22 protein-coding genes and 1 tRNA gene are annotated in these 23,708 nt (G+C 63.9%); 9 read left to right on the top strand and 14 right to left on the bottom strand.

Going from position 1 to position 23,708, the window contains the following annotated elements:
- The first annotated feature begins 283 nt into the window (after nt 1-283).
- Both GGD61_RS05595 and GGD61_RS05600 read left to right on the top strand, forming a co-directional pair.
- The gene (locus GGD61_RS05595) at nt 284-430 is read left to right on the top strand and encodes a hypothetical protein (protein ID WP_018318262.1); all 147 of its coding nucleotides are present in this window, start codon (nt 284-286) and stop codon (nt 428-430) included.
- Nucleotides 431-562: 132 nt separating this feature from the next.
- Nucleotides 563-727, top strand: coding sequence for a hypothetical protein (locus GGD61_RS05600; protein ID WP_183230418.1), 165 nt, complete (start codon nt 563-565; stop codon nt 725-727).
- A 79-nt stretch (nt 728-806) separates the two neighbouring features.
- Here the strand turns inward: GGD61_RS05600 and GGD61_RS05605 are convergent, their stop codons facing one another.
- Together GGD61_RS05605 and GGD61_RS05610 are read right to left on the bottom strand one after the other, a co-directional pair.
- A complete protein-coding gene (locus tag GGD61_RS05605; RefSeq protein ID WP_025032179.1) occupies nt 807-1,484 on the bottom strand; it encodes a ParA family protein in 678 nt (225 codons plus the stop codon).
- 360 nt (nt 1,485-1,844) lie between these two features.
- A complete protein-coding gene (locus GGD61_RS05610; protein ID WP_018318265.1) occupies nt 1,845-2,183 on the bottom strand; it encodes a hypothetical protein in 339 nt (112 codons plus the stop codon).
- Between the two features lie 408 nt (nt 2,184-2,591).
- Between GGD61_RS05610 and GGD61_RS05615 the strand changes: the two genes are divergently transcribed.
- The 4 genes from GGD61_RS05615 (at nt 2,592) to GGD61_RS05630 (ending at nt 6,118) form a co-directional block, all read left to right on the top strand.
- Entirely contained in the window at nt 2,592-3,758 is a 1,167-nt protein-coding gene (locus GGD61_RS05615) for a CaiB/BaiF CoA-transferase family protein (RefSeq protein WP_092260594.1), read from the top strand.
- Nucleotides 3,759-3,760: 2 nt separating this feature from the next.
- On the top strand, nt 3,761-4,684 hold the full coding sequence (locus tag GGD61_RS05620; RefSeq protein ID WP_092260592.1) for a CoA ester lyase: 924 nt from the start codon (nt 3,761-3,763) through the stop codon (nt 4,682-4,684).
- A gap of 6 nt (nt 4,685-4,690) precedes the next feature.
- Nucleotides 4,691-5,629, top strand: a complete 939-nt coding sequence (locus GGD61_RS05625; protein ID WP_092260590.1) for an AEC family transporter — start codon at nt 4,691-4,693, stop codon at nt 5,627-5,629.
- Between the two features lie 84 nt (nt 5,630-5,713).
- Nucleotides 5,714-6,118, top strand: coding sequence for a nuclear transport factor 2 family protein (locus tag GGD61_RS05630; RefSeq protein ID WP_092260587.1), 405 nt, complete (start codon nt 5,714-5,716; stop codon nt 6,116-6,118).
- A 33-nt stretch (nt 6,119-6,151) separates the two neighbouring features.
- Here the strand turns inward: GGD61_RS05630 and GGD61_RS05635 are convergent, their stop codons facing one another.
- Entirely contained in the window at nt 6,152-6,649 is a 498-nt protein-coding gene (locus GGD61_RS05635; protein WP_092260585.1) for a DinB family protein, read from the bottom strand.
- Between the two features lie 125 nt (nt 6,650-6,774).
- Between GGD61_RS05635 and GGD61_RS05640 the strand changes: the two genes are divergently transcribed.
- Nucleotides 6,775-7,140 carry a hypothetical protein gene (locus GGD61_RS05640; protein ID WP_092260583.1) on the top strand — a complete coding sequence of 122 codons (366 nt, stop codon included), beginning with the start codon at nt 6,775-6,777 and terminating at the stop codon, nt 7,138-7,140.
- A 247-nt stretch (nt 7,141-7,387) separates the two neighbouring features.
- Here GGD61_RS05640 and tenA read toward each other — a convergent pair whose 3' ends face one another.
- Entirely contained in the window at nt 7,388-8,071 is a 684-nt protein-coding gene (tenA, locus tag GGD61_RS05645) for a thiaminase II (protein ID WP_018318272.1), read from the bottom strand.
- Nucleotides 8,072-8,777: 706 nt separating this feature from the next.
- On the opposite strand from tenA, the gene GGD61_RS05650 reads away from it, so the two are divergent.
- Nucleotides 8,778-9,593: a hypothetical protein gene (locus GGD61_RS05650; protein WP_183230419.1), complete on the top strand. Its 816-nt coding sequence runs from the start codon at nt 8,778-8,780 to the stop codon at nt 9,591-9,593.
- 66 nt (nt 9,594-9,659) lie between these two features.
- Here GGD61_RS05650 and GGD61_RS05655 read toward each other — a convergent pair.
- Both GGD61_RS05655 and GGD61_RS05660 read right to left on the bottom strand, forming a co-directional pair.
- A tRNA-His gene (locus GGD61_RS05655) sits at nt 9,660-9,736 on the bottom strand.
- Nucleotides 9,737-10,110: 374 nt separating this feature from the next.
- Nucleotides 10,111-10,545: a phasin gene (locus GGD61_RS05660; RefSeq protein ID WP_091958388.1), complete on the bottom strand. Its 435-nt coding sequence runs from the start codon at nt 10,543-10,545 to the stop codon at nt 10,111-10,113.
- Between the two features lie 693 nt (nt 10,546-11,238).
- On the opposite strand from GGD61_RS05660, the gene GGD61_RS05665 reads away from it, so the two are divergent.
- Entirely contained in the window at nt 11,239-14,700 is a 3,462-nt protein-coding gene (locus GGD61_RS05665) for a PAS domain S-box protein (protein ID WP_092254984.1), read from the top strand.
- 59 nt (nt 14,701-14,759) lie between these two features.
- On the opposite strand, the gene GGD61_RS05670 is transcribed toward GGD61_RS05665, so the two are convergent.
- From GGD61_RS05670 to GGD61_RS05705, 8 genes are all read right to left on the bottom strand, one after another.
- A complete protein-coding gene (locus GGD61_RS05670; protein ID WP_092254987.1) occupies nt 14,760-16,733 on the bottom strand; it encodes a methyl-accepting chemotaxis protein in 1,974 nt (657 codons plus the stop codon).
- 217 nt (nt 16,734-16,950) lie between these two features.
- Nucleotides 16,951-18,123, bottom strand: a complete 1,173-nt coding sequence (locus GGD61_RS05675) for an acetyl-CoA C-acyltransferase (RefSeq protein ID WP_092254990.1) — start codon at nt 18,121-18,123, stop codon at nt 16,951-16,953.
- Between the two features lie 156 nt (nt 18,124-18,279).
- Nucleotides 18,280-19,869 (bottom strand): phosphoglycerate dehydrogenase, encoded by a 1,590-nt coding sequence (gene serA, locus GGD61_RS05680; protein WP_018318279.1) that lies wholly within the window; start codon nt 19,867-19,869, stop codon nt 18,280-18,282.
- A gap of 169 nt (nt 19,870-20,038) precedes the next feature.
- Nucleotides 20,039-21,211, bottom strand: a complete 1,173-nt coding sequence (locus GGD61_RS05685; RefSeq protein ID WP_092255895.1) for a phosphoserine transaminase — start codon at nt 21,209-21,211, stop codon at nt 20,039-20,041.
- A gap of 81 nt (nt 21,212-21,292) precedes the next feature.
- Entirely contained in the window at nt 21,293-21,484 is a 192-nt protein-coding gene (locus GGD61_RS05690) for a hypothetical protein (RefSeq protein WP_240536301.1), read from the bottom strand.
- A gap of 173 nt (nt 21,485-21,657) precedes the next feature.
- Nucleotides 21,658-22,122 (bottom strand): GNAT family N-acetyltransferase, encoded by a 465-nt coding sequence (locus GGD61_RS05695; protein ID WP_092254992.1) that lies wholly within the window; start codon nt 22,120-22,122, stop codon nt 21,658-21,660.
- Nucleotides 22,123-22,139: 17 nt separating this feature from the next.
- Complete coding sequence (locus GGD61_RS05700; RefSeq protein WP_092254995.1) at nt 22,140-22,730, bottom strand: glutathione S-transferase family protein; 591 nt, start codon at nt 22,728-22,730, stop codon at nt 22,140-22,142.
- Between the two features lie 75 nt (nt 22,731-22,805).
- A complete protein-coding gene (locus GGD61_RS05705; protein ID WP_018318284.1) occupies nt 22,806-23,633 on the bottom strand; it encodes an outer membrane protein in 828 nt (275 codons plus the stop codon).
- Nucleotides 23,634-23,708: the final 75 nt, after the last annotated feature.

The raw sequence follows: 23,708 nt of genomic DNA on the forward strand, positions 1-23,708 counted from the left end.
CGATCGCGCGAAGCGCGAGCGGGGTAGGGTGATCTCGCAACTCGGGCACTGTCGGATGTGGCGAGACCGTCACCCCACCCCGTCTCACATTTCGCTGCGCTCATGTGAGCCGACCCACGGGCGAGCTTCGCTCGTCCCGGACCCCTCCAGGGGAGGGTAAGAGCGCCGCCCCTTGGTTAACCGCGCCCCAACGGCCTTCGCTGCTGCCGCATGGCGCATCCACGTCTCGTTTACCCGTCCGTCCCTATCGTTGCTCTCCAGGAACTTCCAGAGGGGAATGACCATGGGACATCGCACCCGGCCTACGGCCGCGCAGCAATTCGCGCCGGCCGATCTTTTGCAGGGAATTCTCGTCGTATCGTCGTTCGGCTTCTGGGCCGTGATGCTCGGCCTGATGCCGGCGCTGCTGTTTCGCGTCTGGCTCGCCTGAGGCGGCACGTCGCGCGGATGGTTAAGCGGCCGTCACAAATGCGCTCAAAATGCGCAGCGGTTTGCAAGCCGGAATCTTAAAACATCCCGCGTATCGTTCACGCCCATAAGCGAAGAAATCGCGGGGGCGTTTATGAATAGTCATAATGAATTGGCGTCGCATTTCGGCGCCGGACAGGAGAAGCTGTCCACCGAGCAGAGCTTTACCACCGAGGACATTCTCTGGGCCGCCGGCATCTGGTCGGTGATCCTGACGATGTCGCCGGTCATCGTGTTCTACATGCTGATGGTGGCGTAGCCTCCTTCAGCAGATCCCGAAAACGCAAAACGCGCGGACGTTCCCGCGCGTTTTTCGTCCGGGGAAATGAATAATGAAATTAAGCAGCCTGCTTGTGCATTGCGCCGGACGCCGACGCCGTGCCGCGAATGGCCTTAACTGAACGCTCGATCGCCGCCCACAGCCTTGCGATTTCCTGGGCCGCACGGCTCTCGGCCTGGTATTCCCGCGCGCCCTCGCCGTGGCTCAGCGCCATCAAGAGATCCGAACGGTTGGTGATCTGGCCGCCCCACACCGGAGCCCGGAATTTCGCCAGCGCTTCGCGGGCGATGGTGACGATCGGGCTTTCGGCTTCGTCGCGCTTGGCCGGCGCACCGTTGAGCACGACCGCATAGGGCTTGCGCGCCGCGCGGCACATCTGGATGGTTTCCTGCACCGCGTTGACGTCGAACACGCCGGGACGCGCCGGAATGACCACCATCGTCGCGTTCTTGATCGCGTCGTCGACGACGGCCGAGAGGTTCGGCGGCGTGTCGATCAACACCCATTCATAACCGTCGCGCTTGGCAGCGGAGACGATGCCGCTGACGGAGTTCACCGCCGCCTTGATCGGCGGCTCGTTGGTGCCACGCAGCTTGTGCCACAGCGTCAGCGAGCCCTGCGGGTCCGCGTCCACGAGCATGACCTGCTTGCTCGCCTTGATCTGTGCGGCGAGATGCGCGGCTAGGGTACTCTTGCCCGAGCCGCCTTTACGCGATGCAAAAACAATAACGTTCATACCTTCGGCCTCCAGATTGACCCTAGGCCGCGAAAATGAATCACCGCGCTGATTCGTGAAAGAAAAATTTATCGGGGGTTGCGTTGCCGCCACGAAATAACAAGGCGTGTTGGCTTTTGAGTCACACTGCGTCGCACGACAAGAGACCACCGGCAGCGAAACACCGCCCGCGCGAGCGTCTGTGCGTTCTTTGAGCAGCCGAACGGGACCAAGCGGAATGCAACCTTCCCGCGCAAACCCTTACCCGACTCTTTTCCTTCGCACATTCGCAATTGCCGCAGGCATCAGCGCGGCCTGCGCGAACAAAAGGAGTCCGTTACATTACGAAGTTTCGGATAAGGAACGCGGGCTATCCCGCGCTCAGCCGTCGCTGGTCTTTTTCTTCTTGGGCTTGGTGCTCTTCTTCGCGGTTTTGGGCGCGATGCTGGTCGGCTTGCCGGCGCGGGCCTCACCCGGCTCGGGTCCGGGACGGAAGAACACCCGGCATTGCGGCGAGAGCTGCGCCTTCTTCTTGATCATGCAGGCGGTGATGGCGTCGACGTTCGGCACGAACTCGCCGCACAGCCGCATCGCATCCGGCGTGCAGGCCTGCTGCTCCTCCGGGGTGTAGGCGAAGCCGGTACCGGGCTGGATCAGAACGGCCAGGGCCATCCCGAGGGTTGCAGCAGCCAAGGATGTCTTGAAGCGAAACGCCGGCATCGATCCCCCCACATGTCGAGTCGGAGGGAATAGTGGGTGAACGGCGGTTCGTTGGCAACGAGGGCAGATGCGAAAGGTCGGACCTGTGCGGTCTCGGCAACAGGCGGGTGCCGCTCGGCAACCTCTCCACTGTCGTCGCCCGGCCTTGTGCGCAATTGCGCACAAGGCGGAGGATGACAGGTGTGGCCGAGGAAAGGGTCTCGCCCTCAGACACAAAACTGCGAAAACAACCCCATGCACAGTAGCCAAGCCACGGTAATCGCAGCGCATTTCGTCTTAGGATTTGACGAAACCAGGTTTGACTTGTCGGGCAAAACGGGGGCATCATGTCCCATCCAAAAAGATGCGCGTGGGGTGATCGGCCTGTCTCCTGCGCTGGTCGAAAAGCGCACGAGAGGAAGCGATCTCATGGAAGCGAATGAAGCGGAGCTGCCGCTGTCCGGCGTCACGGTGGTCTCGCTCGAGCAGGCGATCGCGGCGCCGCTGGCGAGCCGGCACCTGGCGGACTGGGGCGCGCGGGTGATCAAGATCGAGCGGCCGGGCGCGGGCGACTTCTGCCGGGACTACGACCACGTGATGAACGGCATGTCGAGCCAGTTCGTCTGGACCAACCGCTCCAAGGAAAGCCTCGCCATCGACATCAAGAGCGAGGACGGCCGCAAGGTGCTCGACGCCCTGCTGCCGCGGGCCGATGTGTTCATCCAGAACCTCGCGCCCGGCGCTGCCGAGCGGCTCGGCCTCGATGCCGCATCGCTGTTGCGAAAGTATCCGCGCATCATCGCCTGCGACGTCTCGGGCTATGGCACTGGCGGCCCCTACAGCGACAAGAAGGCCTATGATCTCCTGGTCCAGTGCGAGGCCGGGGTTCTCGCCATCAACGGCACCGAGGCGGAGCCGGCCAAGGTCGGGCTGTCGGTGGTCGATATCGCCACCGGCATGTACATCCTCAACGGCGTGCTGATGGCGCTGTACCGTCGCGAGCGGACCGGCAAGGGCACCGCCTTCCAGGCCTCGCTGTTCGACTCCATCACCGACTGGATGAGCTATCCCGCCTTCTACACGCACAGCACGGGCCGGCCGCTGCCGCGAACCGGCGCCAGGCATGCGACGATCGCGCCGTATGGCCCGTTCCGGGTCGGCGACGGCAACACGATCTTCTTCGGCATCCAGAACGATCGGGAATGGCGGTCGCTGTGCAGCATCGTGCTCGGCGATGCCGGCTTTGCCGACGACCTGCGCTTCCGCACCAATCCGCTGCGCATGCAGAACCGCGACGAGCTACAGGCGCATATCGAGCAGCGCTTTGCATCCATGACCAGCGAAGAGGTGCTGCGACTGCTGGATGAGGCCGCGATCGCCAACGCGCATCTGAACTCGGTCGAGGCTTTCCTGGCGCATGAGCAGCTCCGCGCGCGGTCCCGGGTGCAGAGCGTCGGCTCGCCGTGCGGGCCGGTGATGAGCTTCCTGCCTGCGCTGACCATTCCAGGCGTCAAGCCGCGGATGGATCCGGTGCCGGATGTGGGACAGCACAACCAGGCTATCCTCAGCGAACTCGGTCTGGCGAAGGACATTTGACGATGGTCTCGCTGCGGCCCACGCGGGCCTACCTCGCCGTTCCCGCGCATCGCTCCCGTCTTGTCGCCAAGGCAGCGGCCTCAACGGCGGATGCGGTGTTCATGGATCTCGAGGACGCGGTGCCGCCGTCCGAGAAGGGCCTTGCGCTGGAGGAAGCTGTCCAGTCCCTCGCCTCGCTCGACTGGGGCAACAAGCGCGTCACGGTGAGGATCAACGCCGTCGACAGCCCCTTCATCGCGCAAGAGATCCGCGCGCTGGTCGCACTTCCGCGGTTGGATGCGGTGATCGTGCCGAAGGCGGAGCGCGCCAGCGACATCGCCGGCATTGCCGAGCAGTTGCGGGCAGCTAACCCCGATCGCCCCGCGCCGGTCGCGCTGGAATTACTGATCGAGACCGCGCTCGGCCTCGTCAATGTCGACACGCTCGCTGCGTGCCACGCCAGCGTCGCCGTGCTGCATCTCGGCGTCGGCGATTTCGCGGCGTCGATCGGCGCCCGCTCCTCCGACATCGGCGTGTCGCCGGACGGCTATCGTCACGTGGGATCGGCGCAAAGCGGCTATGCCTCCGCCCCGCTCGACCTGTTTGCCTATCCGATGATGCGCGTCCTCGTGGCCGCCCGCGCGCACGGCCTTCACGCCATCGACGGCCCCTGCGGCGCGTTCCGCGATGCCAGGCTGACCGAAAGCAGCGCGCAAAAGGCCGCGGCGATGGGGTTCGACGGCAAGCAGGTCATCCATCCCGACCAGATCGAGCCGACGCTGCGCGCGTTCATGCCGTCGGAGCAGGAGCTGGCCCAGGCGCGGCGGATCGTCGACGCCATGGAGCAGGCGGAGGCGAAAGGACAGGGCGCGGTGACGCTGGACGGCAAGATGATCGACTATGCCAATGTGCGGATGGCGCGCCGGATCATCGAGCTGGGGTCGTAGCGGCGCATGGCCACATTGCTGATCGTCGCGCCGGTGTTTGCGCTGATCGCGTCCGGCTATGCCGCGGTGCTGTTTCGCTTCGTCTCGGAGAGCGCGCACAAGGGCATCTCCGAGTTCGCCTTCAGCATCGCGATCCCGGCGCTGCTGTTCCGCACCATCGTCGTGTCGGAATTCCCAGACGTCAGCCCCTACCGGATGTGGGGCGCCTATTACGGCGCGCTGGCCGTCATCTGGATCGCGGCGCTGGCGATCTCGGCGCTGCTGCGCGCGCGGCGCGAAGATCGCGAGGACGGCGTCGTGTTCGCGATCGGCTCGGTCTACGGCAACATCGTGATGCTCGGCATTCCCCTGACGCTCTCGGCGCTCGGCAATGAGGCCGCAGGCCCGATGGCGCTGATCCTGTCGGTGAACACGCCGCTGCTCTGGCTCTGCGGCATCCTGCAGATGGAGCTGGTCAACCGCAAGCGGACCGGCTCGGCGCTGTCGGTGATCTGGCCCGTGCTCACGGATCTCGCCCGCAATCCGCTGATGCTGGCGATCGGCTTTGGCGTGATCTGGCGTTTCACCGGCCTCGGCCTCACCCCCGTCGTCGACCGCACCATCGAGCTGCTGGCGCAGGCGGGCTCGCCGACCGCGCTGATCGCGCTCGGCATCAACCTGTTTCGCTTCGAGGTGAAGGGCGAGAAGCTGAGCATCCTGGTGATGTGCGCGCTGAAGCTAGCGGCGATGCCGGCGGCTGCATTCGTGCTGGCCAAGCTGCTCGACCTGCCGCCGATCGCTGCCGGCGTCGTCGTGCTGTTCGCGGCGATGCCGACCGGCGCCAACGCCTACATCTTCGCGGTGCAGTATCAGCGGCTGGTGAACCCGGTCTCGGGCGCGGTGGCGCTGGGGACGCTGCTGGCGGCAGTGACGTTGCCGGTGGTGGTGTGGGTGGTGGCGCGCTGAGCACGCGCAACACGGTCCCAATGATTTTGCCTTTACACGCGAAGGTCGCTAGGCTGCCCTGATACGTGTTGCAGGGAGGGTGACATGGCACAGCGCGAAGAGATGCTCGCATTGATCAGGACCGCCTACGCCGCGCGCGGCGAGGGCGACGTCGAAGGCCTGGTGACGGCTTTTCATCCCGAGGGCCACTTCACCTTGATGGGCGACAAGGGCGCGCTGGAACTGACGGGACGCATGGAGGGGCATCCGACCCTGCGCGGGGCTTTCACTCAGTTCACTGCCAACTTCGGCTTCGAAAGCCGCGAGATCCTGACTGAGCTGGTCGACGGGGATCGCGTCGCAGTCCATTCCCGGGTTGTCGTTCGATACAATCCGAGCGGAAAGACTTTCAGCACCGAGATCCTGGATCTGTTCAGATTTCAGGACGGCAAGATCGCCGAGCTGATCGAGTTTGCGGACACGGCGCAGATCAAGGCGATGATCGCCTGACATGCGATGAGATGGATTGGAGCGTCGCACGAGCTACGCCAGAAGATGAAGGTCCGTCGGCTCTGGTTCTGCACCCGCTGCCGTCAGCATCGCATGGACCTGACCTCGATGGTGGGTCTGGTGATTGAAGAGTTGAACAGCAACGAGCGTCTTTGGCTTCTCGATCCGAGTTGAACCGTCCCCCGGATACCAAACAAGCATCCCGTTCAGGTCCGCATCGACCAATCGCGCTGACCACGCTTCGATTTCCGCGTTCCGTTGCAAGCGGAGCGCCTTGAAGGCCTCCCAATCTGTGGGATCCGTGAGGGAGGGCTTGATGGTTTCCTCTGGACGCTCGTTCCCCTTTAATCGCTCCAGTATCAGGGCATCAGCCCAATAAAGATGGTTCAATGTAGCTGCGATCGACCGGAAGAACGCACCTCGATCCTTCCAGCGATCCTCGTTGGTAAGCTCGTCGGCGGCCGTTACCAAAGAGGCGTTCTGCCAAGTGTTGTAGCGGGCCATAAGTCGGCAGTATTCGGCTGAGATCATTTTCTCAGGCTCCCAGAGGTTGTCGATGTTGGCTGATTTCGGGATGTTGCCCCGGACGTGAAGCAGCTAGAAATACGGTGTCGACGGCGGAGCTTGGCTCACTTGCTACTTTATGGTGTTCGAACATGAATCATCCTTCAAAGCTAAGCGCCGCCTTCTCGGGAGCGTTACGTAGCTTCAGCTATTGGATTGCTGCTGGCTCCGTCGGGCATCCTCTTCTCGAAGGGATCGAATATCGCCAGGTAATGTTAGCAGAGCCGAGCTTGATGGAGCAGGCCTATGCGATCTTTGCGAACGTCATCGAGTTTGATCAGCAGGGTATGCCCGTTAACGCGAAGTATGCGGAGCACCGTGCCGCCCAATGGATCCGGAGCTATTGCGACCGCGGGTTCCAAGTGAGTCCGCCATTCGAGTCCTGGGAGCTCCAACTCAATGGACCACCACCGAGAGAAGATCCGAAGCCTTGGTCGACGGCGGGCGCACGGAAGTGAGGCAAATTGCACCCGTCTGAATTAGACGACCGCGGCCCTCGCGCCGGATAGGCATGCAGGCTCGACGTCGCGCTTTCCCGGGTTGTCGTTCGATACAATCCGAGCGGAAAGACTTTCAGCACCGAGATCCTGGACCTGTTCATCAGGATGGCAAGATCGCCGAGCTGATCGAGTTTGCGGATACTGCGCAGATCAAGGCGATGATCGCGTGAGGCGGGATGCGAGTCCGCAGGAGTTTCGCGCACTGTTACCGTAATTCGGCAACACGCTGGCCCTCGCGCCAGGCCATCTCCCAGAAGTCTGCCTCGAGCCGGGTGGCTTCCTTGAAGATCGCAGTCAGCTCGGCCTCGCGGGCCGGCGTGGCGTAGAGATCGGCGAGATGGTCGAGGTGCGCACGGGCTTTGGCAGCGACCTCCTGGTACGGCACGCCGGCGTACTCCGCGATCCAGACGCGATAGGCGTTGGTCGCGGCATCCGCATGGGGTCGCGAGGCGAGCCGCGTTGCGATCTCCGCGTACCCGATCACACAGGGAGCAAGCGCCACCTTGAGTGCCAGCAGATCGCCGCGCATTCCCGCATCTAACACATAGCGTGTATAGGCCAGCATCTCGGCCGCCGGAGGGGCCTGTTCAAGATCGGCCGGGGATAGGCCCCAATCGGCACAGAGCTTCACATGCAGGTTCATCTCGACATCGAGGATGGCCGAAAGGCCGGCCGCTGCCTCACGCATGTCGGCAAGCCTGGGCGACTTGTAGACCGCCAGCGCGTAGGCGCGAGCAAACTCGATGAGGAACAGGTAATCCTGGACGAGGTAGTGACGAAACGCCGCTTCGGGGAGCGAGCCGTCTGCCAATCCGTTCGTGAAGGGATGTTCGGTGTAGGCCCGCCACTCAACGGATGCTTCTGTCTTGAGACGTTCGAAGAAACTCACGATCTTTTTTGCCTGGCTTGCTTGTCCATGAATATCTTTGGCTCGCTACCGATATCGCATTGCGAACCGAGGAGCTACGGTGACCGCGCACAAGATTGGCTTTCGCCAGTACTCTGATGGCACGCATGCGCGGGATTAGGAGTTTAGTGCACTGTCACCGTAATCCCGGCAGGCAAAGCGAGCCGCCGCTCCCTTGTCCCGCGTCTCGGCGGCGGCTCGCTTCCCATCTAGTCGCACTTTCTCTTCAGGTTATCGCTCCATGGTAAAGAGCGACAGCCTGTCTAAGTCTTTGAATTTCTTAGAGCTGCTCAGTGGATGTCAGTCATCAGTTGCTGATCAGCAGACAGTACAATCAGCACCGCTCAGAAATTATGCTGGTGGCGCTTGAACTTAAAGGCAAAGCAATTTGGAAAAATGCAGGTTGTCGCTCTTTCGCATAGAGCGATAACCTACCGCGCAGTGTCTTAAGTGCATGAGATTGCGAGGTATTAGGATTTTTCGAAGGCACTCGATTGCCTTCTCCCGGAGATCGAGCACAAGGGTTAGGTCTGATCCAAGGGAGAGTCGCCGTGCAACAACGACAGAGAATGGAAATCCAAATTTTCGGGTCGACGATAAAAGCCGAGGGCGTTCTCGGTATCGTCGGCACAATAGCGATCGTGATAATTATTTTTGGGACCTACTTTGTGAACGGATAGGTTAACCGATGAGCTTGACGCTCGGGACTTTGATTACGGAATACCAAATCGATCCAGACTCATCTTTCCATGAGCTGAAACATGAGGTCCGCGTGAGGCATCGTCGAATGTTAGCGCGCATCGCCGCAGAGAAAGGAGAGTACCGGCTGAGGGACGTTCGTGCCCGCACATTGGTTGCTTGGCAGCGCGATTGGGTAGCTAATGGCAAGGCCGCGATGGCCTCCGCACTAACGGGACGCCTAAGCGCGGTGTTTCGATTTGGCGCGACGATACTGGAAGATAGAGAGTGCGCGCGTCTTTTCGAAGTCCTAAGCCTCGCTCGCGTTCAAGCTAGCTCCACTCCACGCATCTCAAGGATGACCGCAGATCAAGCCACCGCGCTCCGGAACAAAGCTCGGGAAATCGGTTATTTCTCCATTGCGCTCGCGCAAGCTCTTCAATTTGAGCTGCGCCTTACCCAAAAAGAAGTGCTTGGAGAATGGGTGCCGAATGATGAGGCTGATCCATCCGATGTTTCACATCCCAAATACGGTAAGTGGATAAGAGGTCTTCGATGGGAGCAGATTGATGAAGAACTTATTCTGCGTATGACCACCAAGCGATCACGAGTGACTCAGCACGATCTAAAGGTCTTCCCAATGGTTATGGAGGAATTGGCGCACGCCATTGTCTTCTATGGCGGGAAGCCATCTGCTGGTCCTGTTGTCATTTACGAGGCGTCGGCCCGACCATGGTCGCAGTACGGCTTTCGCAGGATCTGGCGAAAAATCGCTAACATCGTCGGCATCCCTGCACACATCAGGAATAGCGATTTGCCTGCTTGATGCCGCTTTATCGCCTCAAGCGAATTCTGCTGATTTCTTTGTTTTGATCTCAAATATTGACCCCGCTGGTACAGTTGGGTGGGCTCGAACCACCGACCTCCTGTTCCACAGACAGGCGCTCTAACCAACTGAGCTACAACTGCATCCTGGCGAGCCGCCCTCGGGGCTACCTGAAAAGGCCGTCGACCTAGGGGGCTGGACGGGGCGGAAACTAGGTGCAACGGCCCGGTTTGGCAAGGCCGCAGAGCGACGAAAAACCGGCTGAAATCACGTTCGGTGCGAGGAAATCGGGCTTGATCACGGCCATCCAGGTGCTGCGCTGCCTCTGCCGCTTATGGCGGCACTCCCCGGGCGGAGACAACCCTCAACCCGTCGCCCGACGATGCTTCGTATCGCCCGGCGCCGGCCTCTCCCGCATCCGCCTTCGCCAAGGCTTCGGCGGACAAGAGCGGGAGAGGCGAAGAAAAAACCCGGGCCTTTCGGCCCGGGTTTCTCAAATTCAAACCAACCTGCCGGATCAGGCGGCGGGCTTGTAGAACTTCGAGGCGCTGGCCTTGATCGGCTCGGCGGTCTCGGCGGCGACGCGCTGGGTCAGCTCGACCAGCTCCTTGGCCTGAGACTGGAAGGTCTCGAGCTGGGTGCGGGTGTGGCCGGTCCACAGCTCCATCGCTTCGGCCGGCGACTTCAGGCCGAACAGCTGCTGGGCGAAGTCCAGCTGGGCGTTGCTGTTGGCCTTCATGAATTCCACCAGCTTGGCGGTGTATTCGCTCGCGCCCTTGCTGGCGGAGGTGAACACGGCCTCGACGGTGCCGTTGTGGGTTTCGGCGGCGTCCTTGAACTTGGCGTAGCTCTCACGGGCCTGCGACACGCCCTTTTCGGCGAACGCACGCATCTGCTCGGGCACCTCGAACGGAATGATCGAGGCAGAAAACGGATCAGTCGCACCTGTCATGGTTGTCCCTCACGATAATGAAAAATGGAGTGAGCCTTCTGGCGCGCCCGCCGGCCCCCGGTCTGGGCCGTCACACATTGAGCGGGTACGAAAGACTGGAAACGCGAAACAAACGAGATGGCTCGCCCAGCGCCCAAGATTATGGCTGCCTATCATGTCAACATTGTGCAGCGCAATGCGGAGGCAGGGTGCGCCGCGATAATTTAATCTAGGTTAGGGCGAGGTTCCGGGTTCGGGGAACCGGGGGTTGAGGTAAGGGGGTGGTGGCGTGAGTCTGCCCGCAGGCTCCGCTCTTTCCGTTCCCTCCCCCCTTGTGGGGGAGGGGCAGGGAGGGGGTGCCGCACGGGGATTCTTTCCGTCGCGCACCCTGCTCTCGGCACGTCACCCCAACTGACATCGCTTGCTGGGCTACCCCTCTCCCTAACCCTCCCCCACAAGGGGGGAGGGAATGCACCTTTCTCGACGTGCATACCGAGTCAGGTCACGCCGGCCGACGATCAGCTTCCCTTCGAATCCCTTGGATGAACCGGGCGGCGGCTTGCGGGTTCGGGCTGATTAAGGTTATCGCGGCTTAGGGCCGCCGCCGGGGACCGGGGCCGTGGACCTGCCCGCGGGCGCGGGCGATACTAACCCTTTCTTAAGGCTGTCATTCCCGGCAGCCGCCAGCTTCAAGCGCGAGACACAGCCGGTCGGATGACGAGTTCGGATTTCCAGTTGCGAGGTGTGGGCGATCCCCGGCTGGCCGTGCATGCGACCTCGCCGCTCGCGACCTGGCTGTGGTCCACCGACGGCGCGCGCGTGCTGTGGGCCAATCCGGTCGGCGCAAAGCTGTTCGGCGCGGCGAACGGCGCAGCGCTGGCGGAGCGGATTTTTGGCCCGGCGGACGGCCATCGCCGCCAGGTCGCCCGGCTCGCCCGGCAGCTGCCGGCGAACGGCACCGTGCGGCTCGAACGGCTGCGCGGCTTCGGCGCCCGGCTCGGCACGCTGATGACCTGCGCCTGCGCCCGGCTCGACTTTGCCGATGGCGGACACGCCGTGCTCGTCACCGCGATGGACCCGACCTTGCGCACCATGCCGCTGGTCGAGCGGCTGCATCGGCTGGTCGAGGGCGCGAAGATGCCGATGGCGGCGTTCGCGCCCGACGGCCTGTTCGTCGGCGCCAGCGAGGCCGCCCGCTCCCTGCTCGGCTTTCGCGATCTCGGCGAGGCCGGCCTCGAGCAAGCGCGCAGCGATGCGCTTCGCGCGGGCCGCGTCGAAACGCCGATCGGCATCGGCCAGATGGTGCTGCAACGGGTCGGCAGCGGCGCCGATGTCGGCCTGGTCGCGCTGATCGAGCCCGCCACGCAAGCAGCACCCGCAGCTTCCGTGCCCGCGAGCACGGCGGAAACCGCAAACGAAGCGCCGGTTGAACCTGCGCAGCAGGCCGCGGCCATGCCGTGCGAGCCGCCACCGTCGCAGGACGGATCGGCCGGGATCTCGTTGTTCGATGCGTTCGCCGAGCCGGTCGAGGCGTGCACAGCGACCGAGACAATGGCGCCTGAACCGCAGGACTCGACGGGGGTCGAGGACACGGCCGAACAGCCTGTTCGAGAACCAGCTCACGAAACCCCGGACCAGGGCGCCGACATCGCGCCAAAGACTCCGGTTGAAAACCCGCATCAAGCCATCGTGTCGCCGCAGGCTGTGCCGATCACTCCCGGCATGGTCGAGCCGCCGTCGGGCCAGCAATCGTCTGGCCGGGATTCGTCGGGCCAAGAGCCGCCCGCACCGCGTCAGCATCCGCTGCGCTTCCTCTGGCAGATGGATGCGGAGGGCCGCTTTGTGCTTCTCTCCGACGAATTCATCCGCCTGATCGGCGCGCGCACCGCCGCCGGCTTCGGCCGCCCTTGGCGCGAGATCGCCGCGGAATTCTCGCTTGATCCTGAGGGGCGCGTCGCGGAGGCGCTTGCGCGCCACGACACCTGGGCCGGGATCACCGTGAACTGGCCGGCTGACGGCGGCGAGCATCTGCCGGTCGAGCTCGCGGGCCTGCCGGTCTACGACCGCGAGCGCAACTTTGCCGGCTTCAAGGGCTTTGGCGTCTGCCGCGATCTCGACGGCCTCAATCGTCTCGCAGCGCTGAGGCGCTTCGAGACGGTGACCGAACCGCCGGCGCAGCACGGCCCGTCTGCCGAACTGGTCGCGCCGGAGCCCGAGGCCGAGCCGGTCGCGGAGGCGCCGCCTCCGCCGATCGAGCCGCCCGCAGCCGAGCCCGAGCCAGCATCCGAACCTGAACTGCCCGAACCCACCAGCGACGCGAATTCACACCCAACCGATCCGGAAACGTCAGTGGAAACGCCAGTCGAAACCCCTCCGAATGTCGTGCCGTTCCGCCCGCACGGCGATGTCAGATCACCCAGTGATCAGAGATCGCCGACGCTGACGCCGGTCGAGAATAGCGCGTTCAACGAGCTCGCCCGGCAATTGTCCGAACGGCTCGAACGCGAGCGCGAGACGATCGCGGCAGAAGCTTCCGAGCCCGTGGCGGAGACCCTCACCGAGCCGTCGGCGCCGGAGCCCTCATCGCCGCAAGCTGCGGCCGAATGGCTGAGCGAGCCCGCGCCGCCGCCACGCGGCGCCAGCGCGCGCGACCGCACCCTGCTCGACCTGTTGCCGACCGGCATCCTGATCTACCGGCTCGACCGCCTGCTCTACGCCAACCCCGCCTTCCTCGCGCGCATGGGCTATGACGGCATCAACGCGCTGGAGAGTGCCGGCGGGCTCGATGCGCTCTATGTCGAGCCCGGCGTGTCCTCGGCCAGCAGCACCTCGCAAGCCGGCACGCCTGTCACGATCAGCGCGACGCTCGCGAACGGTGAAGCGCCGCTTGCGACCACCGAGGCTCATCTGCACACGATCGACTGGGACGGCGAGAGCGCGCATGCGTTGATCTGCGCGCTGCCGCCGGCGCCCAGCGTCGCGGCTTCGATCGCCGAGACCGTCGTCGTGGAGCCCATCGTCGCCGAATCCTTCCCCTACGCGCCCGAGCTCGAATCCGCGGCCGGCGATGCCGATGCGGAGGATCTCGCCGCGATCCTCGACACCACCGCCGAGGGCATCGTCATGTTCGATGCCGAAGGCAACATCCACGCCTGCAACCGCAGCGCCGAGGCGCTGTTCGGCTATGACGGCACCGACCTGCTCGAGCAGAATCTGGCGACGCTGTTCGCGCCGGAGAGCCGGCAGATCGTCGCCGACTATCTCGAAAGCCTCAAGAGCCAGGACATTTCGAGCCTGCTGGACCACGGCCGCGAGGTGCTCGGACGCGAGAAGAAGGGCGGCGTCATTCCGCTCGCGATGATCATGGGCCGCACGCGGCCGGACGGCCCGAACTTCTTCGCCGTGTTCCGCGATCTCTCGCAGAGCAAGAGGGGCGAGAGCGAGCTGACGCAGGCCCGCCACCTCGTCCACAGCGCGGCCAACGCCAAGGCCGACATGCTGGCGCGGATCAGCCACGAGATCCGCACGCCGCTCAACGCCATCATCGGCTTTGCCGAGGTGATGATCTCCGAACGCTTCGGCACGCTCGGCAACGAGCGTTACGGCGAATACATGAAGGATATCCGCGCCTCCGGCGAGCGCGTCATCGCGATCATCGACGATCTGCTGGAGCTGTCGCGGATCGAAACCGGCAAGCTCGATCTCAACTTCGCCAACCTCAGCCTCAACGACCTCGTCGAAGCCTGCGTGACGGTGATGCAGCCGCAGGCCAATCGCGAGCGCATCATCATCCGCACCTCGCTCGCGCATGCGCTGCCGCAGGTCACGGCTGACGCGCGCGCGATGCGGCAGATCACCATGAACCTGATCTCGAACTCGATCAGGCTCGCCAGCGCCGGCGGCCAGGTCATCGTCTCGACCGCGCTGTCCGACCGCGGCGAGATTTGCCTGCGCATCCGCGACACCGGCCATGGCCTCTCCGAGCGCGAAGTCGCCGCCGCGATGGAGCCGTTCCGCACCCCGCCGCCCGGGGACGCCGCGGACAATTCGGCGCTGAGCCTGTCGCTGACCAAGGCCCTGGTCGAAGCCAATCGCGCCCGCTTCAACATCAAGAGCGCGGGGAATTCCGGCACGCTGATCGAAGTGGTGTTCGCACCGGTGGTGGCGGGGGCTTAGCAGTCACGACCACAAGCTCGTCATGCCCGGGCTTGTCCGGGGCTGACGACACGGAGGCATCACGCCGCGCGCACGGTGTCCAAGAACCTGCTGACTTCGATCTTCAGCCGGCTGCTGTCGTTCGACAGCGACTGCGCCGCGGACAGCACCTGCGCGGAGGCAGATCCCGTCTCGGTCGCGCCCTGCCTGACGCTGCTGATGTTGGCGCTCACCTGCGTGGTGCCGGCGGCCGCATTCTGGACGTTGCGCGAGATCTCGCCGGTCGCGGCGCCCTGCTCTTCCACGGCCGCGGCGATGGTGGACGATATCTCGGACAGCCGCTCGATGGTGCCGCCGATGGTCTTGATGGCGCCGACCGAATCCTCGGTCGCAACCTGGATGCTGGAAATCTGCTGACCGATATCGCCGGTGGCCTTCGCGGTCTGCTCGGCCAGCGCCTTCACCTCCGAAGCCACCACTGCAAAGCCGCGCCCGGCTTCGCCGGCACGCGCGGCCTCGATGGTGGCATTCAGCGCCAGCAAATTGGTCTGGCCCGCGATGGCGCTGATGAGCTCGACCACGTCTCCGATGCGCGCGGCCGCCTTCGACAATTCGCTGACGCGGTCGTTGGTCTGCCCGGCCTGGCTGACGGCTTCGCCGGCCATGCGTGCGGAGGCCTGCACCTGGCGGCTGATCTCGTGGACGGAGGCGGTCAGCTCCTCCGCTGCGGAGGCCACCGACTGCACGTTGGTCGCGGCCTCTTCGGAGGCCGCCTCGACCAGCGTGGCAAGCTCGGTCGAGCGGCTGGCGGTGGTGGTCAGCGAGGTCGCCGACGCCTCGAGCTCGTTGGCGGCAGACGACACGGTCTCGACGATCTCGCCGATCGCGCCTTCGAAATCGTCGGCCATCCTGATCATGTCGGCGCGACGGCGCTCGGCGGCGAGCTTGTCCTGCCTGATCTTCTCTTCCGCCTCTTCCTGCGCCTTGCGCTCGGCATTGACCTTGAACGTCTCGACGGCCTGCGCGATCTCGCCGATCTCGTCGGGACGGCCGAGCCCGGGGAGCACGATGGCGAAATTTCCGTTGGCGAGCTCGATCATCGCCGCGCGCATGGCCGACAGCGGCTTGGAAACCGAGCGGCCGATGAAGATGCCGAGGCCGAGCACGCCGGATGCGATCAGCGCGATCGCGACCGCGATCCAGAACTGGATGTTGGCACGTTCGGCCTCGTTCAGCCGGTCGGCCTCGACACGGATCTGGTCGACCGACTTCGAGACCTGCTCGATGACGGGCTCGACCGCGGAGAACGCTTCGGACATCGCCTTCAGCTCGGCCGCGAGCTTCAACGCGGTCTCCATCCACGCGGAGAAGTCGCGCTGGTAATCGGCGAGCTTTTGGCGAAGCTCGGCCTTCGAATTGTCGGGAATGGTTGCGGCGTTCAGGTTGGCGGAGAATTCAGCCGCACGCTTCTTGATGTCATCGCCATATCGCGCGTCGCGACGGAGCATGAAGTCCTTCTCATGCCGGCGCATCATCAGCATGATCACCTTGAGAGAGGAGTCCTGAAGCTGGTCGACCTGGCTCTCGATACCGTGGACCGACGCGCGCAGGCGCCCCTCCAGGCCGGATTTCTCGTCGAGGCCGAGCCGCTGCCGCTCCTCGACCACCGCGGTAAAGCGCGCTTGGTAGGTCTTCAGCGATGCATTCATCGCGTCGATCTTTTGCGCCAGCTCGGGCTTGCCGACGACAGAGATCCTGCCGCGAAGCGTCTCGATGTCGAGCGCCGCCTGCCGGCTGATCTCGACCTGGCGCTCGGCTCTGGCCGGATCGCTGCGTAGAAGGAAATCCTTTTCGGCCCGGCGCGCCTCGAGCAGTTCGACCGCGATCCTGTTGTTGAGCTCGAAGACGGTGCGCGCCTCCTCGGCGGCGTTGCGATAGACCGCCATCGCGCGCTCACCATAGAGGTGAATGCCGCCGATCAGGACGACACCAGCGACGCCGATGACGCCGATTGCAGTGATCTTGTGGGTGAGCCGCAGGGAGAATAATCGCATCTTTGATTTCAAAATTGGTTGTGGCTGATGCGATTAATGAAGCCTCAATGCGCGGAAACTTCCGTTAATTTGCGGACACGTATGACTACGTACTTATGCACGATACACGTCACAGGATAGGTCTCGATGGCGTTTATGCACGGTGAAGTGCACAAAAAAACACGGCGCTCGTACGCGCCGTGCTTCCTTCCCTTCAAGCCGTTGGTTGCGGATCGGCTCAGCTGTAGATCTCGAACAGGCCGGCGCCGCCCTGGCCGCCGCCGATGCACATCGTCACCACACCCCACTTCGCCTTGCGGCGCGCGCCTTCCTGCAGCAGGTGGCCGGTGAGACGGGCGCCGGTCATGCCGAAGGGATGGCCGATCGCGATCGAGCCGCCGTTGACGTTGTACTTGGCGGGATCGATGCCGAGCTGGTCGCGGCAGTACAGGCACTGGCTGGCGAAGGCTTCGTTGAGCTCCCAGAGATCGATGTCGTCGACCTTGAGGCCGGTGCGCTTGAGCAGCTTCGGAATTGCGAACACCGGGCCGATGCCCATTTCGTCGGGCTCGCAGCCCGCGGTCGCCCAGGCGACGAAGCGGCCGAGCGGCTTGAGGCCGCGCTTCTCGGCGTCCTTGGCTTCCATCAGCACCACGGCGGCGGCGCCGTCCGAGAGCTGGCTGGCATTGCCGGCAGTGACGAACTTGCCGGGGCCCTTCACCGGCTCGAGCTTGGCGAGACCTTCCATCGTGGTCTCGGGCCGGTTGCACTCGTCGCGATCGACGACGTAGTCGACGATGGTCTCGGCCTTGGTGGCCTTGTCGACGACCTTCATCTTGGTCTTCATCGGGACGATCTCGTCCTTGTACTTGCCCGCCTGCTGCGACGCCGCCATGCGGCGCTGCGATTCCAGCGAGAACTCGTCCTGATATTCGCGGCTGAGCTTGTAGCGCTCGGCGACGATGTCGGCGGTGTCGATCATCGCCATGAAGATGTCGGGCGCGACCTTGAGCAATTCAGGATCGATCGATTCCTTCGGCGTGCCGCCGCCCGGCATCGAGATGCTCTCGACCCCGCCGGCGACGATGCAGTCGGCGCCGTCCGAGCGGATCGAGTTGGCGGCCATCGCGATGGTCTGCAGTCCCGAGGAGCAGAACCGGTTCACCGAGACGCCGGCGGTGGTCTTCGGCAGGCCGGCCAGCAGCGCGGCCTGGCGGCCGATGTTGGGCGCGCCATGGGCGCAATTGCCGAGATAGCAGTCCTCGACATAGTCCTTGTCGACGCCGGCGCGCTTCACCGCGTGCTGGATGGCGTGCGCCGCGAGCGACATCGGCGGCGTGATGTTGAACCCGCCGCGGCCGGATTTTGCGAGGCCCGTGCGCGCATAGGAAACGATGACGGCTTCACGCATGTGTTTCTCCCTTGTCGAGCGATTTTGAACGGAGCGCTCTTTGAACGAGTTGTCCTGGCGCCATTGGTACACAAAGTTTGAAGGCTGCGGAAAATAAAAACGCCGCCTCCCGTGACGGAGGCGGCGTTGTTCCGCGGGTCGGAATATGTCAGCGTCTCAGAACGTCAGCGCCTTGACCTGCTTGACCTGCGGCAGGGCCTGCACCTTGGCGAGCACGTCCGCCGGGACCGCGCCATCGACCTCGACCAGCGCGATAGCGTCGCCGCCCTGCTCGACGCGGCCGAGATGGAAGGTCGCGATGTTGATCTTGGCGTCGCCCAGCAGGCCAGCGAAGCTGCCGATGAAGCCCGGCTTGTCCTCGTTGGTGACATAGATCATCGACTTGCCGAACTCGGCGTCGACGCGGATGCCCTTGATGTCGACCAGGCGCGGCTTGCCGTCGTGATAGACGGTGCCGGAGACCGAGCGCTCCTGGCGTTCGGTCGCGACCGTCACGGTGATCAGGCTCTCATAGTCGCTCTGGGCGGCGCGCACGATCTCGTCCACCACCATGCCGCGCTCCTTGGCGACGACGGGGGCGGACACCACGTTGACCTCGCCCAGCATCGGCCGCAGCAGGCCCGACAGCACGGCGGAGGTGATCGCCTTGATCTTCATCTCGGCGACGTGGCCCTCATAGGTGATCTCGACCTTGAGGATGCCGGTCTCGGTGAGCTGGCCGGCGAACGAGCCGAGCTTCTCGGCGAGCGAGATGAACGGCTTCAGCTTCGGCGCTTCTTCCGCCGTGATCGAGGGGAAGTTGACCGCGTTCGAGATCGCGCCGGTGAGCAGGTAATCCGACATCTGCTCGGCGACCTGCAGCGCGACATTCTCCTGCGCTTCGGTGGTGGAGGCGCCGAGATGCGGCGTGCAGATCACGTTGGGATGGCCGAACAGCACGTTGGCGTTCGCGGGCTCCTCGACGAAAACGTCGAACGCGGCGCCGGCGATGTGCTTGGAATTGAGTGCATCGACCACCGCCTGCTCGTCGACGAGACCGCCGCGCGCGCAGTTGATCAGGCGCACGCCCTTCTTCATCTTGGCGATTGCGGCAGCGTCGATGATGTTCTTCGTCTTCTCGGTCAGCGGCGTGTGCAGCGTGATGAAATCGGCGCGCTTGAGCAGGTCGTCGAGCTCGACCTTCTCGACGCCGATGTCCTTGGCGCGCTCCGGCGACAGGAACGGATCGAACGCGATCACCTTCATGCGCAGGCCGAGCGCGCGGTCGGCGACGATCGAGCCGATGTTGCCGCAGCCGACGACGCCCAGCACCTTGCCGGTGATCTCGACGCCCATGAAGCGGTTCTTCTCCCACTTGCCGGCCTGGGTCGAGGCGTCGGCCTGCGGGATTTCGCGCGCGAGCGCCAGCATCAGGGTGACGGCATGCTCGGCGGTCGTGATCGAATTGCCGAACGGCGTGTTCATCACGATGATGCCCTTGGCCGTGGCGGCGGGGATCTCCACATTGTCGACGCCGATGCCGGCGCGGCCGATCACCTTGAGGTTGGTCGCCTTGTCGAGGATCTTTGCGGTCGCCTTCGTCGCGGAGCGGATCGCAAGGCCGTCGTAATTGCCGATGATCTCGGCCAGCTTGTCCTTGTCCTTGCCGAGATTGGGCTGGAAGTCGACCTCGACGCCGCGATCTTTGAAGATCTGCACGGCAGCGGGCGAGAGCGCGTCGGAAATGAGAACTTTGGGTTTGGTCATGGGATGTGTCCTTCACACCCTCCCCTGGAGGGGGGAGGGTCGGCGCGAAGCGCCGGGGTGGGGTGAAGCTGCGAATTCGAAATTCGCCAGTGCGCCGTGTGGAGAGATCACCCCACCCCGCCGCACCTGACGGTACGTCGACCCTCCCCCTCCAGGGGAGGGTCAGAACTCAGGCCGCCTTGGCGAGCGTGGCCTTGGTCTCGGCAAAAGCCCAGTCGATCCACTGCGTCAGCAGCTCGACGTCCTTGGCCTCGACGGTGGCGCCGCACCAGATGCGCAGGCCAGCCGGCGCATCGCGATAATACGCGAAGTCGTAGCCGGCGCCTTCCTTCTCCACCAGCGCCACCAGCTTCTTGGAGAACTCGGCTTGCGCGTCCTCGGACAGCGAGGTGATGGCGGGATCGGTGAACTTCAGGCACACCGAAGTGTTGGAGCGGATCGCGGCGTCCTTGGCGAGGAAGTCGATCCACGGCGTCTTCGCCTTCCAGTCGGCGAGCACCTTGGTGTTGGCGTCGGCACGCGCGATCAGCGCCTTGAGGCCGCCGATCGACTTGGCCCAGTTCAGCGCATCGAGATAATCCTCGACGCAAAGCATCGACGGCGTGTTGATGGTCTCGCCGACGAAGATGCCTTCGTTGATCTTGCCGCCCTTGGTCATGCGGAAGATCTTCGGCAGCGGCCAGGCCGGCTTGTAGGTTTCCAGCCGTTCCACCGCACGGGGCGACAGGATCAGCATGCCGTGCGCGGCCTCGCCGCCGAGCGCCTTCTGCCAGGAGAAGGTGACGACATCGAGCTTGGCCCAGTCCAGCGGCTGCGCAAACGCGGCCGAGGTGGCGTCGCAGATGGTCAGGCCTTCGCGGGTCGCGCTGATCCAGTTGGCATCAGGCACGCGCACACCTGACGTGGTGCCGTTCCAGGTGAAGACAACGTCGCTCTTGGGATCGACCTTGGAGAGGTCGGGGATCTCACCATAGGCTGCGTTGAGCTTGGTGACGTCCTTGAGCTTCAATTCCTTGACGATATCGCTGACCCAACCTTCGCCGAAGGATTCCCAGGCGAGCGTGGTGACGGGCCGCGCACCGAGCAGCGACCAGAGCGCCATCTCGACTGCGCCGGTATCGGAGGCGGGCACGATGCCGATGCGATAGTCGGCGGGCACTTCGAGCACTTCGCGCGTCAGATCGATCGCGAGCTTGAGCTTGGTCTTGCCGACCTTCGCGCGATGCGACCGGCCGAGTGCTGCGTCCTTGAGATTTTGGGCGTTCCAGCCGGGGCGCTTGGCGCAGGGGCCGGAGGAGAAATGCGGCACGTTCGGCCGCGAAGCGGGCTTCGCTACAGTCATCATATCTACCCTTCCAGATAGTCAGCCTCCCGTTGGGGGGAGGTGTCCCGCCGCGGCTGATACGGGAAACAGGAAGAGTCGTCAAGGAAGTTCCGGCGTCTCACGGCGGCGTGATGGTGCTTCCGGTGCGATATCAGGGGATTCAACGACCGCGAGCGCATTCAGCAAGTCCGTGGCCTCGCTGATCAATTGCGCGGCTCTGCGGCGGCTGCCGACTTTCAAAATGCACTTGTCATTGGCCTGCACGACGTAATCGTTGCCGACCTTGATCATTGAATAGCTTGTCATCGAAATCCCCGAACCGACAGAGCCCGGTGTCTGAAGCTGCCGTAGCACCGTTCGTTCCCGGATCAACGTGAACGACGGCTGGGTAGTTTATCAGCTGTTAATATGAACAAACGCGCGATCCGAATTCGCTGATCGCGCAAGGCTCGCGAAGAGCTGCCTCAAAAGCGGACAGTCATACCGACGTGACTCGCTGCGAACCCGAGCCGCTTGTAGAAACGCTGCGCATCGACGCGGCTCGCATGCGTCAGCAACTCGACCAGACCGCAGCCGCGCGCTTTCGCTTCCGCGATCGCCCATTGCACCAGCCGCTCGCCGATGCCGCGGCTGCGACAATCCGAAGCAACGCGAACGTCTTCCAGCAGGCCGCGCACGCCGCCTTGCGAGCTGATGCCCGGCAGGATCGCGAGTTGCAGGCAGCCGACCACCCTGCCCTCGCTCTCGGCAACCACGAGCGTGAGGTTCGGATCGCGCTCGACCCGCGCGAAGGCATCGTAATAGGCGGCAGGCAACGGATCCTCGACGCGCTCGCGCGCGCGGCCGAGATGATCGTCGGCGAGCATCGCCACGATCGCAGGAACGTCGTCGCGGCGCGCGCGGCGAATGGAGACGGATTCGGCGTTCATGTCAGACAACTCCAACCTCAGCGCGCCGGCGGGAGGCCGAGAAACGCTTCGACCTCGCCGATCCAGCGGCGGAGGGCGGCATAGCGGCCGAGATCGAAGCCGCCTTCATGCGCCACGCGGGTATAGGCGAGCAGCGAGACGTCGGCGAGCGAAACCTCTTCACCGGCGAAGAAGCGGCCGGCCGAAAGATGCTGCTCCATGCGGTCGAGCGCCGCATAGCCGCGCTTGACCTTTTCGGGGTCGAGCGCGGATGCATCCTTGCCGAGATAAACGAGGAGGAAGCGGCACACCGCGATATAGGGCTCGTGGCTGTACTGTTCCCAGAACAGCCATTCGTCCATCTTGGCCGCAATGAAGGCGTCGCGCGGAACGAGCGCGCTGTCGCGGGCGAGATAGCGGATGATGGCATTGGACTGCGCCAGCGTGCGGCCGTCGTCGAATGCGACGGTGGGCACCTGGCCGGCGCCGTTCATCTCAAGGAATTGCGGCGTGCGCGTCTCGCCCTTGCGCGTATCGATCTCGATCCACTGGTAGGGCAATGCAAGCTTGTCGCAGACCCACTTCACCTTCAGGCAATTGCCGGAATTGCTGTCGCCGTAGATCTTCATCGCTGCCGCCCCGCTTTGGAGCGACAGAGCATCAGGACGCAAGCGAGCTGTCAACCGCGGCGCAGCGCGGTCCCGTCAGAACTTGTAGCCGAGACCGGCGCGGACGGTGTTGATGCTGGTGTCGACCTGGGAAGTGAAGCGAATATATTCGTACTCCGCGCGCATGAACAAGCCGCCGACCAGATTGACGTCGACGCCGAGACCGGCGGTGTAGCCGTAGATCAGGTGATTGTGCTGGGCATCGGTCGAGGTCAACGGCGCCAGCGGCGTGTAGACCCCGAGCTGGGTCGCGCTCACGCGGTCCTGCACGCTGACGGTGCGAACGATGTCGGCATTACCGAGCGCGAGCCCCGCAAACATGTAGGGCAGGAAGCATCCCCATGCGTAGGCGGCGCGACCGCGGAACGTCCCGATGTCGCTGATGCTGATCGAAGAGGTCGACGTCGCCGTGACATCATGGAAATTGCCGTCGGACAGTGCAGTGGGGCTGACGCGCCGTTCGCTGGCCGACGACGATCCTCCGAACCTGCCGTGCAGCCAGCTCACTTCGAGACCGAGGACGACGTCGTCCCATTGCGCATTGTATCCGACGAAGGCGCCGTAACCGGTGGTGCGCTGCGAGGCCTTGCCCAGTCCGAGATTCCACTGAGACACGCCCATCGAGCTCTCGATCAACGTATCCGCCAACAGGGCAGCCATCATGTTGCTGGTCGAGCCGTTGAAGTTCTCGTCGGACGAACCATAACCGGCCTGGGCTCCGATATAGGAGCCTTGCCAGTTGACGCTGGACCGGGTGAGACCGTCCGTGAAGCTGCCGCGCAGGATGGGAAGATCGGGCATATCGGCCGCATGCGCGGCAGACACCGTCCCCAACATCGCCGCCGCCAACAAAAGGCCACGCATCGCAACGCTCCATCGAACTCGAACTGTCATCGTGATCATGGCTCGTTAACCTTAACCAATGGTTGCGCCCGCCGC

The sequence above is a fragment of the Bradyrhizobium sp. SBR1B genome, assembly GCF_014198205.1.
Lineage (GTDB): Bacteria > Pseudomonadota > Alphaproteobacteria > Rhizobiales > Xanthobacteraceae > Bradyrhizobium.